16 protein-coding genes and 1 pseudogene are annotated in these 13,623 nt (G+C 60.0%); 8 read left to right on the top strand and 9 right to left on the bottom strand.

What is annotated here, in order from left to right; genetic code table 11:
- Positions 1-142: 142 nt before the first annotated feature.
- The 3 genes from ACA056_RS11320 (at position 143) to ACA056_RS11310 (ending at position 2,658) form a co-directional block, all read left to right on the top strand.
- Positions 143-1,093, top strand: coding sequence for an AraC family transcriptional regulator (locus tag ACA056_RS11320; protein ID WP_497272756.1), 951 nt, complete (start codon positions 143-145; stop codon positions 1,091-1,093).
- A 72-nt stretch (positions 1,094-1,165) separates the two neighbouring features.
- A complete protein-coding gene (locus ACA056_RS11315; RefSeq protein WP_497273519.1) occupies positions 1,166-2,065 on the top strand; it encodes a carbohydrate kinase family protein in 900 nt (299 codons plus the stop codon).
- A gap of 152 nt (positions 2,066-2,217) precedes the next feature.
- Complete coding sequence (locus ACA056_RS11310) at positions 2,218-2,658, top strand: hypothetical protein (protein ID WP_497272754.1); 441 nt, start codon at positions 2,218-2,220, stop codon at positions 2,656-2,658.
- 74 nt (positions 2,659-2,732) lie between these two features.
- Here the strand turns inward: ACA056_RS11310 and ACA056_RS11305 are convergent.
- A pseudogene (locus tag ACA056_RS11305) lies at positions 2,733-2,882 on the bottom strand (NAD(P)-dependent alcohol dehydrogenase); the annotation flags it as partial.
- Positions 2,883-2,984: 102 nt separating this feature from the next.
- Between ACA056_RS11305 and ACA056_RS11300 the strand changes: the two are divergent.
- Positions 2,985-3,911 carry a universal stress protein gene (locus ACA056_RS11300; RefSeq protein WP_497272752.1) on the top strand — a complete coding sequence of 309 codons (927 nt, stop codon included), beginning with the start codon at positions 2,985-2,987 and terminating at the stop codon, positions 3,909-3,911.
- Positions 3,912-3,994: 83 nt separating this feature from the next.
- Here ACA056_RS11300 and ACA056_RS11295 read toward each other — a convergent pair whose 3' ends face one another.
- Entirely contained in the window at positions 3,995-4,807 is an 813-nt protein-coding gene (locus ACA056_RS11295; protein WP_497272751.1) for a class I SAM-dependent methyltransferase, read from the bottom strand.
- Positions 4,808-4,858: 51 nt separating this feature from the next.
- A complete protein-coding gene (locus ACA056_RS11290; protein ID WP_095131691.1) occupies positions 4,859-5,128 on the bottom strand; it encodes a DUF4242 domain-containing protein in 270 nt (89 codons plus the stop codon).
- 194 nt (positions 5,129-5,322) lie between these two features.
- On the opposite strand from ACA056_RS11290, the gene ACA056_RS11285 reads away from it, so the two are divergent.
- Entirely contained in the window at positions 5,323-5,922 is a 600-nt protein-coding gene (locus ACA056_RS11285; RefSeq protein ID WP_497272749.1) for an AraC family transcriptional regulator, read from the top strand.
- A 9-nt stretch (positions 5,923-5,931) separates the two neighbouring features.
- Here the strand turns inward: ACA056_RS11285 and ACA056_RS11280 are convergent, their stop codons facing one another.
- The 3 genes from ACA056_RS11280 to ACA056_RS11270 all read right to left on the bottom strand — a co-directional run bounded on the left by ACA056_RS11280 (position 5,932) and on the right by ACA056_RS11270 (position 7,882).
- On the bottom strand, positions 5,932-7,143 hold the full coding sequence (locus tag ACA056_RS11280) for a cytochrome c biogenesis protein DipZ (RefSeq protein ID WP_497272747.1): 1,212 nt from the start codon (positions 7,141-7,143) through the stop codon (positions 5,932-5,934).
- 214 nt (positions 7,144-7,357) lie between these two features.
- Positions 7,358-7,570 (bottom strand): hypothetical protein, encoded by a 213-nt coding sequence (locus ACA056_RS11275; protein WP_497272745.1) that lies wholly within the window; start codon positions 7,568-7,570, stop codon positions 7,358-7,360.
- A 48-nt stretch (positions 7,571-7,618) separates the two neighbouring features.
- On the bottom strand, positions 7,619-7,882 hold the full coding sequence (locus tag ACA056_RS11270; protein ID WP_497272743.1) for a DUF2790 domain-containing protein: 264 nt from the start codon (positions 7,880-7,882) through the stop codon (positions 7,619-7,621).
- A 304-nt stretch (positions 7,883-8,186) separates the two neighbouring features.
- Between ACA056_RS11270 and ACA056_RS11265 the strand changes: the two genes are divergently transcribed.
- Both ACA056_RS11265 and ACA056_RS11260 read left to right on the top strand, forming a co-directional pair.
- On the top strand, positions 8,187-8,927 hold the full coding sequence (locus ACA056_RS11265) for a response regulator (protein WP_497272741.1): 741 nt from the start codon (positions 8,187-8,189) through the stop codon (positions 8,925-8,927).
- Positions 8,924-10,225, top strand: a complete 1,302-nt coding sequence (locus ACA056_RS11260; protein WP_497272739.1) for a sensor histidine kinase — start codon at positions 8,924-8,926, stop codon at positions 10,223-10,225. The genes ACA056_RS11265 and ACA056_RS11260 overlap by 4 nt, the downstream gene beginning before the upstream one ends.
- 41 nt (positions 10,226-10,266) lie before the next feature.
- Here ACA056_RS11260 and ACA056_RS11255 read toward each other — a convergent pair whose 3' ends face one another.
- The 3 genes from ACA056_RS11255 to ACA056_RS11245 are packed head-to-tail and all read right to left on the bottom strand — an operon-like array spanning position 10,267 to position 12,521.
- Entirely contained in the window at positions 10,267-10,677 is a 411-nt protein-coding gene (locus ACA056_RS11255) for an SRPBCC family protein (protein ID WP_056741866.1), read from the bottom strand.
- Between the two features lie 27 nt (positions 10,678-10,704).
- On the bottom strand, positions 10,705-11,502 hold the full coding sequence (locus ACA056_RS11250; protein ID WP_497272737.1) for an SDR family NAD(P)-dependent oxidoreductase: 798 nt from the start codon (positions 11,500-11,502) through the stop codon (positions 10,705-10,707).
- A gap of 2 nt (positions 11,503-11,504) precedes the next feature.
- Positions 11,505-12,521, bottom strand: a complete 1,017-nt coding sequence (locus ACA056_RS11245) for an aldo/keto reductase (RefSeq protein WP_497272735.1) — start codon at positions 12,519-12,521, stop codon at positions 11,505-11,507.
- A 118-nt stretch (positions 12,522-12,639) separates the two neighbouring features.
- Here ACA056_RS11245 and ACA056_RS11240 point away from each other — a divergent pair, with 118 nt between their 5' ends.
- Positions 12,640-13,539: a LysR substrate-binding domain-containing protein gene (locus ACA056_RS11240; RefSeq protein WP_497272733.1), complete on the top strand. Its 900-nt coding sequence runs from the start codon at positions 12,640-12,642 to the stop codon at positions 13,537-13,539.
- Positions 13,540-13,623 lie beyond the last annotated feature (84 nt).

Below are 13,623 nucleotides of genomic sequence, written 5' to 3'. Positions count from 1 at the left end.
CTCATCTGATACTTTTTTAACCGAGCGTGGCATAGCGGCCCGAGATCAAAAAAGTATCAGTTGCAGGCAATACGTGAGCTAGCAGGTGCCAGCGGAGAAGGCGTATGTTGGTCGCATTCGAAGAACAAAAAAGGGGCATGAGATGCCTGATTCCCGAGCAGCCCTGTTTGAGCAGCGACCCGCCGAGCTGGAGGTCATTCTTCCAGAGCCCGATCATTGCTTTCGCTGGTACGAACACGACTACCCCTACTCTCTGGCTCGCTGGAACCATCACCCTGAATTCGAAATCCATCTGATCCGCCAAGGCAGCGGCAAGCTCGTCGCGGGCGATTACATCGGTGCGTTCGGTGCAGGTCACGTGGCGCTCATCGGCCCCGACCTTCCCCATGACTGGATAGGGGATCTCGCGCCAGGTGAATACCTGGCGGGGCGCGATGTGGTGCTGCAGTTTGATGGCGCAGCCATTTTGGCCTTACGCGCAACGATGCCTGAGCTGGGCGAGCTTCAACACCTTTTCGAACAAGCACGTCGCGGTCTGGAATTCACCGGGGCAACGGCTGCACAGGCAGCGCGACTGCTGGAGGACATAGGACCGGCGCAAGGGCTCGAGCGTTTGATTCTGTTCCTGCAATTGATCAACGCGCTGATGAAAGCGCCCTCGCCTGACGTTCACTTGCTCGCCAGCGCTTGCTACGCGCCCACCCTGGATGCCCGTAGTTCCGAGCGCATCAACAAGGCCTTTGACTATCTACTGACTGAGCTCACAGGCGACATACGCCTGTCGGTTATCGCTCAGCGCCTGGAGATGAGCGAGCCCGGTTTTTCGCGTTTCTTCAAAAGGATTACCGGCCACGGCTTCATTGATCTCATGCGCAAGCTCAGGGTTCAGCGCGCCTGCAGGCTGTTATTGCAAACAGAGAGGTCAGTGGCGGACATCTGCTTTGAGGTTGGCTATGAAAACCTTTCTAACTTCAACAGGCACTTTCGCATCGAAATGGAACAGACACCGAGCGAGTATCGGCGCGCAGCGACAATGGCGATGTTCCATCGCAACGGTGCTCACCCATCCCTGCCGTTCGGCGAAGCCCATTGAGTGAACGAGGCCCGGTGGTCGATGTTGATCAACCAGCAGCAACCTCTCCGAGAAAACATTGAGGAAATGACCATGGTATTGCCTCGCGCAGTTATATTTGGCGAAGCCCTGACCGACCTTGTCCAAGGCATCCCCGGACAATGGAAAGGCTATCCAGGCGGCGCGCCCTGGAACGTTGCACGAGCGCTAAGTCGCTTGGGCGTCAGCAGCGCTTTCGCAGGCTCTATCAGCACGGACTCCCTGGGCGATGAGATCGCCAGGCAGTCAGAGGCGGCAGGTCTGGACGGGCGATTTATCCAACGAGTAGACCGAGACCCCTTGGTGGCCATCGTTCCATCGAGCCGCCCTCCACGATACTTTTTTGCGGGTGACGCCGATCATTTTTTCGATCCTGACCTGATGCCGGAAGGATGGATTGACCATGCCCAGGTGTGCCATTTCAGCTGTATCAGCCTGGCACGTCAGCCGATTGGAGACCGATTGGTAAAAATCGCTCAGCTGGCCAAAGGAGTGGGCAAACGGATTAGCTACGATCCGAACTGGCGTAATTTGATGGACAGCCGTTATCGGCAGCAGACGTTCCCGACGATGACCGCCCTGGCCGACATGATTAAACTTTCCGACGAAGACCTTCGGCACCTTTATCCAGGGCTGACCGAACACCAGGCATTGGACGAGCTTCGCGCACTGAACCCAGTGGCTGAAATCCTGTTTACCCGAGGTGAACACGGCATGGTTCTCTACACCCCCGACAGGCGGTACGAGCAGCCGGCTATCGCCGTAGACTTGGCCGATACGGTAGGTGCAGGTGACGCTTGCATGGCCGGTTGGTTGGCATCGGACTTGCTCGGAATAACCGACTTGGCGGATCGCTTGCGATTTTCATCAGCTTGCGCATCCCTGTCCTGCCGCCATGCCGGGGCCCATGCTCCGACGTTGGCCGATGTGAACGGGTTACTTAATGCGCCATAATCTTGAAGACACGCCGCTCCTTCACTACTGCAATTTGCATTGACATTGGACGGGGCTGGACCGGGTTCCGGTGCTACGCTTTCATTTCCTCGAATAGAGAACGAAGCGATGTCCACCGAACCCTCAATCCCCAGACTTTCACGACTGTAGCCATGAAACGGATCCTGATCGGTGGTATCACCGTAGCGATTATCGGCACGATGACGTATGGATTTTTCCAATGGAAAATCGTCGAAAGCCAAAAACACGACATGCTGTGCGGACAGGCCAAGCAGACGCTGAAAGGCGTGGAAATCCGGGCGCGGGCGTTCGCTGCCGGACTGTCCGTAGAAGCCTATGGCAAGGCTGAAGAAGACGAAGTGGCGATACTCATTGGTGCGCTCGACGCCGCCAAGAGCGACGCTGAGGTCGACTCGGTCATAGAGGCTCACGCTGCCACCATAGAAGCAGAGGATGCGGCTATTGACGCTCAGGTTGATACCCGAGGCGATCAGACATTCCTCGAGCAACGACTCGTGAAACAGCGGATACCGGTCGATGTTAAACAAGAACTGCAACGCGCCGCGAAGGCCGTTAGCGTCATGTGCAGTTAGTGTTCAACAGTGCCCTACCCCACGGCCCCCAAGTAATAGTTCTGGATATCCTCGCGCCCGGCCAACTCGGCAATATCGCCAATCTTTACCTCCCCGCGTTCCCCCCCGGGAAAACCCGGCGCACATGATGTTCGGGGCACATCAGCACCTGTTTGTCGCTGAGTCCATCGGGGATCGGGGACAGGTTGTGCCAACGCATCCGGCACCGCACGAACCTCAGCCTGCAACCGGTTTACGGACGGGAGGTTGATCATGGTCAATACTTAGAGACTGGCTGTACGTCGCACGAGCCGCACGTCGGCCGGCTAATCCACGGGAGGTTCGTCATGTCTGGTCAATCCCGCTTCATGCTGGTTGCATCACCGCTGATGGAACACAGCCCTGCTTTCGACAGGGCCGCTGCGCTGGCCAAGGCCGAAGACGCAGCGCTTCACATCGTCGCCTTCGACTACCTTGAAGGCCTGGCGACCGCCAGTCTGGTTAACGAAAAGGCCCTGGAACAGATGCGCGTGGGCTACGTCGAACGCCACCGCCAATGGCTTGAGGAACAGGCCCGTCCCTTGCGCAAAATCGGTGTGCACGTCACCACCGAAGTGGCCTGGGTCGAACGCCCATTGGAGGAAATCCTGATTCACCTCAAAGAGCAGCCGATGGACGTGCTGATCAAGGCGCTGGAGCACGAATCGCTGCTGTCGCGGCTGATGTTTACCCCGCTCGATGTGCATTTGCTACGCGAATGCCCGGTGCCGCTGCATTTCGTCAGCCATGCCGTGCACGCCTTACCGCGCAAGATCGTCGCGGCGGTCGACCCCTTTCATCGCGATGACCATTACAAAACCTTCAACGACCGAATCCTTCACGAAGCGGCGAAACTGGCGAGCGCCTGTAATGCCGAGCTCGATGTGGTCTACGCCTATGACCTTTCTTCCATCAGCGCCGACGAATTCGGCTTCGACAACGGTTCGGCGTTCTTCTCATCGGGCAAGGCCAAGACCGTATTCGATTACCAGGAGGATGCCTTCAACGACTTGGCCGAGCGCAACGGCATCGCGCCGGAGCAGCGGCACATGATCATGGGTAACCCGGCCAAGGTTCTCACCCGCTTTGCCGATGCCTATGACGTTGACGTGATTGTCATGGGCCGGATCGGCCATCGCGGCCTGGGCCGGCTGATCGGCAGTACGGTGGAGCATCTGCTGTACAAAATGCCGTGCAGCGTTTGGGTGGTGTACACCGAGCGGCTGGATGAGTGATTGCCCCCCGACAAAACACCATCCCCCTGTGGGAGCGAGCTTGCTCCCACAGGGGTTTTGCATTGTCATTAAGCTCGTTCAGGTCAACGCCGGGTGATCACCACCTCAAGGTATTCACTCGGCACCACCAGCGACTTGTCTCCCGCCCGGTTCAAGCGGTTCAACAGTTCGGTCAGGTCCTTTTCCAGGGCCTCGGCACCCTCGGGAGGCAGCGCCAGGAACGCCTTGTGGACCGGGCCGTACCAGGTGCGGAACGTATCGATGAAATGCGCGGCCGAGCGGTAGCGGAAGTTGAAGTGCTTGCGAGTGACCTGGACCAGGAAGTTGCGCTCGTCGAACTGCGTGTGCAGCCAGGCTTCGGTGCCCCACTGCGAAGGCGGTTGAGCGCCCGGCGGTGGCGGCAGGTGGCGGCCGAGGGTCTTGAACATCTGGCCGACAAAACCTTCGGGCGTCCAGTTGGCCAGGCCGATCCTTCCTCCGGGGCGACAGACCCGCGCCAGTTCCGTGGCGGCCTTGGGTTGGTCCGGCGTAAACATCACCCCGAAGGTCGAAAGCACGGCATCGAAGCTGGCATCCTCAAAGGGCAGCGCCTCGGCGTCGGCTACCTGGAAGGTGACTTCCAGATGTTCTGCCCTGGCCCGGTCCTCGCCGCGCTCCAGCAGCGCAGCCACATAGTCGGTGGAGGTGACGTGGCATCCACGGCGCGCAGCAGCGAGCGTCGCGTTACCGTTGCCGGCGGCCACGTCGAGCACGCGTTCATCGCAGAGCAGGTCGCAGGCTTCGGCGAGCTCTTCGCCGACGATCTGCAACTTGGTGCCGATCACGGCATAGTCACCGCTGGCCCAAGCGGCCATCTGACGGTTTTTCAAAGCAGTAAGATCAATGGGTGTACTCATGGAGACTGGCTCCCTCGCGGGTTGGAACACAGACCAGGATCTGGCGGACGATTACTCCGCCGTCGTGGGATCGATGATGTTCATGACCTGGGAAACGCTGTTGGCAGGGAAACCGCCCAGCCTGGCGTGTTCCCGGATGAGCTCTGCGTCCGGCGCGATGTACACGCAGTAGAGCTTGTCACCGGTGACGTAACTCTGCAGCCACTGCACCTCTGGCAGATCGCGCAACACCCGGCAGGACTTTTGCGAGATGGCTTTCAAATCCCTTTCTGACAGTGTTCCAGCGCCCGGAATCTCGCGTTCTATGACGAACTTTGGCATGGCAACCTCTCATTCTTGTTATTGATGACAGGGTCGGCGAACCCTGTAGGTCAACTATCGCGCCGGGCAACGCTGGCGTCCTGCCCGATCGTCGGCCAACCCTGCCCGATCGTCCGGAGATTTCACGCTCTGGCGCGACAGGCTCACAATCAAGCTCACCACCAAAAGCTGCCCGCCAACACGGGAAAACCACCATGGACGCCCTGTCCCAGACCCTGCGCGTCGTCCGCCTGGTCGGCGCGATTTTCATCAATGCCCGATTCACCGCGCCTTGGTGCTACCAGTCGCCGAGCGCCGACACGGCGGCGCCGTTTCTGGAGCCCGGCGCCGAACGCGTGGTGATCTTCCACTTGATCACCGAAGGCGAGTGTTATGTCGAACTGGGTGATGATCCCCCGCTCCTGCTGACGGCCGGCGATGTGGTGGTTTTCCCTCAGGGAGACGCCCATCGGATGAGCTCTCAACCGGGGCTCGCGCCCGCCACCGGTGCACGGCTGGACGTGGTGCTGGCGCGCCGTCCACGGCAATTGAGCTATGGCGGTGGTGGCGCGGTAACACGGTTGGTGTGCGGCTATCTGGCGTGCGATACCCGTCTGGCCGGCATGTTGCTGGCGGCTAACCTGTTACGCAGCAGTAACAGCTCGTTGATGCGGATTGCCGAAGAGGTGGGCTACCAGACCGACACGGCGTTCAGTCGGGCGTTTCGTCGAGAGTATGGAGCGCCACCGGCGGCGTGGCGGCGCAGTCAGGAGAAAAAACCAATGGCCCACAGCGTGCAGCCTGTGAGCCATTGATTTGAAGCCTTACGCAGCGGGTGCTTTAGCCTCTTCCAGCAACTGCTGAATCACTTTCTCCTGAGTCTCGTAACTGCCTTCACCAAAGTGGGTGTAACGCACCTGGCCCTTGGCGTCGATCAGGTAGTGAGCCGGCCAGTACTGGTTGTCGAAGTTACGCCAGATCGCGTAGTTGTTGTCGATGGCCACCGGGTAGGTGATGCCGAGCTTTTTCACCTGATCCTTGACGTTGTCGATGATGCGCTCGAAACCGTATTCAGGGGTGTGGACGCCGATCACCACCAGGCCATCCTTCTCGTATTTCTTCGCCCAGTCCTTCACGTAGGGCAAGGTGTGCTGGCAGTTGATGCAGTCGTAGGTCCAGAAGTCCACCAACACCACTTTGCCTTTCAGGGACTCGTTGGTCAGGGCTGGCGAGTTAAGCCATTGCACTGCGCCGGCAATGGACGGCATGGCGCCTTTGGCGTTGTCCATGGACGAGTCTGCGCTGACCTTGCTGACGAAGTAATCGACGACTTTCGGTACGGTTTCCAACACACCTTTCTCGATGCTGCTGACGCCTTCGGACGAAGTGCCGGCCAGCAGTGTTTTATCGGCACCGGTGGAAATCACCGCCGCAGCCGCCAGCACCGCAACCCCCGTACCACGACGCAGCCAACCGGTGACCGGGATCGACGATTTCAAGCGATTGACCAGGCCGCGACCGGCGAAAATCAAGGTGCCCAGGGACAATGCGCTGCCCAGGCCGTACGCCACCAGCAACAGGCTGGTTTGAGCGTTTGCGCCTTGCAGCATGGCACCCGTGAGGATAACCCCGAGGATCGGTCCGGCACACGGTGCCCAGAGCAGACCGGTGGCGACGCCGATCATGACCGAACCCAGCGGACCGGACATTTTTCGGGTGTCCGGATCGAGGCGGTTGCCCAGTGCCACGAAAGGACGGGCCAGCCAGTCACCGACACGGGCGGAAATCAGCGACAGGGCGAACAACGCCATCACGATGAGAGCCACATGTCGGCCGGTGTTGTTGGCGTGTATCACCCACTCGCTGCTGACCACGGCCAGGCTGGAGATCAGGGCGAAGGTCATGACCATGCCGCCGAGGGTGAGCAGGATCGAGGAACGCGTACGTTTAACACCGGCGAACAGGAACGGCACGACCGGGAGGATGCAAGGGCTGAGGACGGTCAATATGCCGCCCAGGAAAGCGATGAGAAACATGGTTGTCACCTTGAAAATGGTGGTTAGGATTCGAAATCCACCCCTAACCCTCTCCCCAGAGGGGCGAGGGGACTGACCGAGTGGTTTGTCCGAGCTGCTGCGACGTGAAATACCGAGCCGAACTCAAGATTTGAAAAGCATGGAGATCTGCCCCCTTTCCCCCTCTCCCCCATGGGGAGAGGGCTGGGGTGAGGGGTGGCTCTCACGGACACCCTCAAGCAGTCTGGTTACCCAACAACTGCCCCTGCGGAGTCCGGCTACCACCGTTCTCTACCAGAAAAGCATTCCCACCCTTCTCCCCCACCGGCGTCAGCTGGAAGCAAGTCGCGCTGCCACAGCTTTTCTGTTCAACAGCAGCGTTGGCATGGGCAGCGGCGCCAGCCGCGGAGAAGGCAATGGCAGTCAAAAAGCGGGTGACGTTGTTCATGATGTGCTTCCTGTTTCAATTGGGATGGGCAATGGGTCAGCGCAGGACTCAGTTGTCTGAGTTGCAGCCATCAGCAAATTTGCGATAGTCCAGGACCTGGGTTTTGTTATGGGAATCCAGGTAGGTCAGCTGGGCATCCACAACCCCACAGAAAGGCGAGGCGTCCTGTTTCAACGACACCACTTTCTTGATGTCCAGGTGCGTGCCGTAGGTGTAGGTTTTAGCGGAGACATCGGCTTCGGCGCGGGCCGACAAGGTGCAGATGTTCAGGGCGGCAAACAGGCAAGCGGCGTAGACGGCTTTGGTATTCATGGTGGTTTCCTCAAGGCTTCAATAGGTCAATCGTTTATTGGGCCGAGGCGGTTTGGCTTGCCTCGATGGAACCTATTAGAAGCCCGCGAGGTATCCCGACTGTGTCGGGAACAGGCGCGTGTAAATCGGTACGTATCAAAACCGGGCCGGGATACACAGCGATACAAAAGCCTTGAAAATGAGTGTTTTTGCGTCCACGTGTATCCGCCGACATGCCAGATACACTGCAATACAAAGGACTGCGGGCGAGCGGGCCAAGGCTCGATAGACTGCGCGACATCCCCATCTACAGAGGCCTGGCCAAATGGAACACGTCGATCACATTCTCATCGTGGACGATGACCGCGAGATCCGGGAACTGGTAGGCAACTACCTCAAGAAAAACGGCCTGCGCACCACCGTCGTGGCGGATGGACGGCAAATGCGCACGTTCCTGGAGTCCACGCCGGTGGACCTGATCGTGCTCGATATCATGATGCCGGGCGACGATGGCCTGATGCTGTGCCGTGAGTTGCGCGCCGGTAAACACAAGGCCACGCCGATACTGATGCTCACCGCACGCAACGATGAAACCGACCGCATCATCGGCCTGGAAATGGGTGCCGACGATTACCTGGTCAAGCCGTTCGCTGCCCGTGAACTGCTCGCCCGAATCAACGCCGTGCTGCGCCGCACGCGGATGCTGCCGCCCAACCTGGTGGTCACCGAAAGCGGTCGCTTGCTGGCCTTCGGGCGCTGGCGCCTGGACACCTCGGCCCGGCACTTGCTCGATGAGGACGGCACGATGGTCGCGCTCAGTGGTGCGGAATATCGGTTGCTGCGGGTGTTCCTCGATCACCCGCAGCGGGTGCTCAATCGCGATCAATTGCTGAACCTGACCCAAGGCCGCGATGCCGACCTGTTCGACCGCTCCATCGACTTGCTGGTCAGCCGCTTGCGCCAGCGCTTGCTGGACGATGCCCGCGAACCGGCCTACATCAAAACCGTGCGCAGCGAAGGCTATGTGTTTTCGCTGCCGGTGGAAGTGCTCGGGGCGCCCTCATGAATCTCTCTATGCGCTGGCCCCGCACCCTCGCCTCGCGACTGTCTCTGATCTTCCTGATCGGCTTGATTCTCGCGCAGGCGCTGTCTTTCGGCGCGCAGTATTACGAGCGGTACGAAAGCACGAAGAACACGATGCTGGGCAATCTGGAAACCGACGTCTCGACCTCCATCGCCATCCTCGACCGCTTGCCGGCCGAAGAACGCATGAGCTGGCTGCAACAACTGGATCGACGTAACTACCGCTATTTGTTGAACGAAGGCTCGCCGGGCGTGCCCATGAGCGATTCGCCAATCGCGATGACGTCGATCAAAGAGGCCATCGGCAAGGATTACCCGATGACGGTGACCGACATCCCCGGGCCGGATAAACATTTTCAGGTCCACCTGAAACTGGCGGACGGCAGCCCGGTGACCATCGACGTGCGACCCTCGATGGTGCCGTTGTCGCCGTGGTTACCCATCGTGTTGCTGGGGCAACTGGCACTGATGCTCATCTGCACCTGGCTGGCCGTGAGAATCGCCATCCGCCCCCTCACCCGCCTCGCCCAAGCGGTAGAAACCCTGGACCCCAACACCCACGCGGTGCACCTGGACGAAAAAGGCCCGACCGAAGTCGCGCATGCCGCCATGGCCTTCAATTCGATGCAGGCGCGCATCGCCGCTTACCTCAAAGAGCGCATGCAACTGCTGGCGGCGATTTCCCACGACCTGCAAACCCCGATCACCCGTATGAAACTGCGCGCCGAATTCATGGACGACTCCACCGAGAAAGACAAACTCTGGAATGATCTTGGCGAGATAGAACACCTTGTGCGCGAAGGCGTGGCCTATGCCCGCAGCGTTCATGGCGCCACCGAGGAAAGTCGTCGCACCAATCTGGATTCGTTCCTCGACAGCCTGGTGTTCGACTATCAGGACATGGGCAAAGACGTTCAGCTCAGCGGTAAAAGTGACGCGGTGATCAACACCCGGCCGCACGCCTTGCGGCGAGTGCTGGTGAACCTGACGGACAATGCGTTGAAGTTCTCTGGCGCCGCCGAATTGTGGGTGGAAGCGAAGGCTGACGGCAGCTTGTCGGTGAAGGTGATGGACCGCGGGCCAGGGATTGCCGAGGAGGAATTGGCCCAGGTAATGGAACCGTTTTATCGCGTGGAGAACTCACGTAACCGCAGTACCGGCGGGACCGGGTTGGGGTTGGCGATTGCACAGCAATTGGCGTTGGCGATCGGGGGATCGTTGACGTTGAGTAATCGTGAAGGGGGTGGGTTGTGCGCGGAGCTTAGATTACCGGCTCAGTAACATGATCGTTCCCACTCTGCGTGGGAACGATCAGTCCAGGGTCAGGCTGGGTAATTGGCCCGCAGGGCTTCAAGACCGCCTTGGTAGATACCGGTAAACAGCGCCACCACTTCCTCGTCGCTCACACCGACAGGTGCAAACCGCCCGGACCAGGTCACTCGCGCGCCCTGCCCCTGCGCTTCAACACTGATAGTCGCCAGATAGTCAGTAGCCGGAAACGGCGCCTGCAAAATCGAATAACTGTAAGTCTTCCCAGCGTTATCAAACGCCTCCAACCGCTCAACCACCACCGCCCCGTCCGCCGTTTGCAAGCTACGCACCCGGCCGCCTTCACTCAGCTCGCTTTTGGGAATAAACGGCAGCCAGTCCGGCAGCGAGTTAAAGCCGCCAATCAATTGCCAAACCTGGTCGGCGGTCGCCGGGATGTCGATGAATGCTGATGCTGTAGCCATGAAATATTCTCTCTCAATCAATAAGGTTCAAATCGCCATGCTGTCGACGACGCCGCCGTCGACTCGCAACGCCGCGCCAGTAGTGGCCGAAGACAGCGGCGAGGCGATGTAGGCCACCAGGTTGGCGACTTCCTCGACATCCGCCACACGCTGGATGATCGAGGTTGGCCGAGCCTTGCGCACGAAGGCATCGGCTTCTTCCCGAACGCTGCGCCCCGATTTGGCAGTGGCGTCTTTGAGCATCAGCTCCAGGCCATCGGTCAACGTCGGGCCAGGCAGGATCGAATTGACCGTCACCCCGGTGCCCGCCAGCCGCTTGGCCAAACCATGGGACACCGCGAGGTTGGCGCTTTTGGTCACGCCATAGTTGAGCATATCGGCCGGGATTGCGATCCCGGACTCCGAAGACAGGAAGATCACCCGTCCCCAGCCCTGCTTGACCATGTCCGGCACGTAGTGCCGTGACAGGCGCACACCCGAGATCACGTTGACCTCATAGAAGCGCGTCCACTCACTGTCCGGCGTGTCGAAGAAATCCACCTCGTTGAAGATGCCGAGGTTGTTCACCAGGATGTCCGCCCGCGGTTCGGCGGCGAACAACAACTCGGCGCCTTCGGCCGTACCGAGGTCAGCGGTCAGGCCACGCAACTGCGCGTCTGGCACGCTCTGGCGAATGCTCGCCAGCGCCTGTTCGACTTTGGTCGTCTCACGGCCGATCACCACCACCGTGGCGCCGGATTCAGCCAGCGCCTTGCTGATGCCCAGGCCAATGCCGGCGGTGCTGCCGCTGACAATGGCGAGTTTTCCCGTCAGATCGATTTTCATGCTCAACCTCCAATGATCGGCAATGGCGCACGTTCGGACACCAGTTTCGCGTCGCGCATCGCCTGCCAGAAAGCGGCGGGAATGACGGCCGACATCGCCGCAACGTCTTCAGCAATCCGGTCCGGACGGCTGGAACCTGGAATCACCGCCGCCACGGCCGGGTTAGCCAGGGAGAACTGCAACGCAGCTGCCTTGATGTCGACACCATGCGCGGCAGCAATTCGCTTGATGTGCTCGACTTTATTGATGATTGCCGGACTGGCTTTCTGGTACTCGAAGTGTGTACCTCCAGCCAAAATGCCCGAGCTGTAAGGACCACCGACTACGATCTCGACGTTCTGCGCCAGCGCGGCGTCCATCAAGCGTTGCAAGGCACGATCGTGGTCGAGCAGCGTGTAGCGACCCGCCAGCAGAAAACCGTCCGGCTGGGCTTCGGTCAGGTCCAGGGTCAGCTCGCACGGCTCAACCTTGTTCACGCCCAGGCCCCAGCCCTTGATCACGCCTTCTTCGCGCAAACGGGTCAGTACTTTGAAAGCGCCGGTGCGGGCCTGATTGAAGTATTCCAGCCATTGATCGCCGTAGAAGTCCTGGGCGATGTCATGCACCCAGACGATGTCCAGACGATCGGTTTGCAGGCGCTTGAGGCTGTCTTCGATGGAGCGCATCGTGGCGTCGGCGCTGTAGTCGTTGACGATCTTGTTCGGGCGACCGTGTTCGAACACTCCGCTTTTTTCGCCCAAGTCACGGGCCGCGGCGTCTTCGACTTCATCGAGAATCACTCGGCCGACTTTGCTGCTGAGTACATAGTCGTCGCGGTTGTACTGGGCCAACGCGGTGCCCAGACGAATTTCCGACAGGCCCGAGCCGTAAAACGGCGCGGTGTCGAAGTAACGCACACCGGCATCCCAAGCGGCGTGCACGGTGGCCAGCGCCTCGTCTTCAGGAATGGCGCGGAACATGTTGCCCAATGGAGCGGTGCCGAAACCGAGGGTGCCAGGCAATTTGTCTTTCAAGCTCATGGGTTTTTCCTCTTGAGTGTCAGGGGTCAGCTGATGTGACCGATGAGCAGATGCTAGATTGCGATGATCGGACCGTCCAAGACATAATGCGCAGCACTTGAGTCCCTAGAGGTCTGACATGATCGACATCCGCCAATTGCGCTACTTCGTCGCCGTCGCCGAAGAGGAACACGTCGGTCGCGCCGCCGAACGCCTGCACATTTCCCAGTCGCCGCTGAGCCGGCAGATCGCCCAGCTCGAAGAACGCCTGGGCCTGACCCTGTTCGAACGCAGCCAGCAACGCATTCGCCTGACCCGCGATGGCCAGACTTTTCTGGCCGAAACCCGTGCCCTGCTGACCCACGCCAATCGCCTGGAATCCCTGGGCAAGCGCCTCGGTCGTGGCGAAGAAGGCGGCTTGTGCATCGGCTACATCGAAAACGCCATGCACGCCGGCGTCTTGCCGAATGCCTTGCGGGTGCTGCGGGTCGACCGGCCGAACGTGCACGTCGCGCTGTACAACCTCAATTCCGCCGAACAACTCGAAGGCCTGCGTCAGCGTAGTCTGGATATCGCACTGGTCAGCGAACCGCCCGTCGCCGACGACCCGGACCTGCTGGGTTTTCAGGTGCTGGACGATCCGATGCTGTTGGCTCTGCCCGAACATCATCCTTTGGCGAACCACACAACACTGACCCCGGCAGACCTGGCCGATCAGGAATGGATCGGCGTGCGACCCCGTCAGGACCTCGCCAGCCGCGACGACTTCGTCAGCGCCTGCATCCGCGCCGGTTTCACCCCGGACATTCGCATGGAAGCCACTGAACCCTTCACCGCGTTGGGGCTGGTGGCGTCGGGGCTGGGCATCGCGATGATTCAGAAAGGCCTGAGCCGCAACGCGCCACCCGGTGTGGTGCTGCGGGAAGTGCCATGGATTTCCTTCACCACGCCGCTGTGGGCCGCGTGGCACCGGATCAATTTGCGACCGCTGGTGGAAACGTTCAGGAAGGTGCTGACCGAATCGGGCCCGGCCACCTGATCGTTCCCACGCTCTGCGTGGGAACGAGCAAGCTGGGCGGTGCGGCATTCCGACAAGCCTCCTCGCCACACGTTTGGTGCTTTA

It is taken from the genome of Pseudomonas sp. LBUM1666, from assembly GCF_059695775.1.
This window is presented reverse-complemented; position numbering and strand designations above follow the sequence as displayed.

Bases quoted from the DNA above. Each gene is read 5' to 3' on its own strand.
- ACA056_RS11320 (WP_497272756.1), top strand. From the start codon at position 143: ATGCCTGATTCCCGAGCAGCCCTGTTTGAGCAGCGACCCGCCGAGCTG.
- ACA056_RS11315 (WP_497273519.1), top strand. From the start codon at position 1,166: ATGGTATTGCCTCGCGCAGTTATATTTGGCGAAGCCCTGACCGACCTT.
- ACA056_RS11310 (WP_497272754.1), top strand. From the start codon at position 2,218: ATGAAACGGATCCTGATCGGTGGTATCACCGTAGCGATTATCGGCACG.
- ACA056_RS11300 (WP_497272752.1), top strand. From the start codon at position 2,985: ATGTCTGGTCAATCCCGCTTCATGCTGGTTGCATCACCGCTGATGGAA.
- ACA056_RS11295 (WP_497272751.1), bottom strand. From the start codon at position 4,807: ATGAGTACACCCATTGATCTTACTGCTTTGAAAAACCGTCAGATGGCC.
- ACA056_RS11290 (WP_095131691.1), bottom strand. From the start codon at position 5,128: ATGCCAAAGTTCGTCATAGAACGCGAGATTCCGGGCGCTGGAACACTG.
- ACA056_RS11285 (WP_497272749.1), top strand. From the start codon at position 5,323: ATGGACGCCCTGTCCCAGACCCTGCGCGTCGTCCGCCTGGTCGGCGCG.
- ACA056_RS11280 (WP_497272747.1), bottom strand. From the start codon at position 7,143: ATGTTTCTCATCGCTTTCCTGGGCGGCATATTGACCGTCCTCAGCCCT.
- ACA056_RS11275 (WP_497272745.1), bottom strand. From the start codon at position 7,570: ATGAACAACGTCACCCGCTTTTTGACTGCCATTGCCTTCTCCGCGGCT.
- ACA056_RS11270 (WP_497272743.1), bottom strand. From the start codon at position 7,882: ATGAATACCAAAGCCGTCTACGCCGCTTGCCTGTTTGCCGCCCTGAAC.
- ACA056_RS11265 (WP_497272741.1), top strand. From the start codon at position 8,187: ATGGAACACGTCGATCACATTCTCATCGTGGACGATGACCGCGAGATC.
- ACA056_RS11260 (WP_497272739.1), top strand. From the start codon at position 8,924: ATGAATCTCTCTATGCGCTGGCCCCGCACCCTCGCCTCGCGACTGTCT.
- ACA056_RS11255 (WP_056741866.1), bottom strand. From the start codon at position 10,677: ATGGCTACAGCATCAGCATTCATCGACATCCCGGCGACCGCCGACCAG.
- ACA056_RS11250 (WP_497272737.1), bottom strand. From the start codon at position 11,502: ATGAAAATCGATCTGACGGGAAAACTCGCCATTGTCAGCGGCAGCACC.
- ACA056_RS11245 (WP_497272735.1), bottom strand. From the start codon at position 12,521: ATGAGCTTGAAAGACAAATTGCCTGGCACCCTCGGTTTCGGCACCGCT.
- ACA056_RS11240 (WP_497272733.1), top strand. From the start codon at position 12,640: ATGATCGACATCCGCCAATTGCGCTACTTCGTCGCCGTCGCCGAAGAG.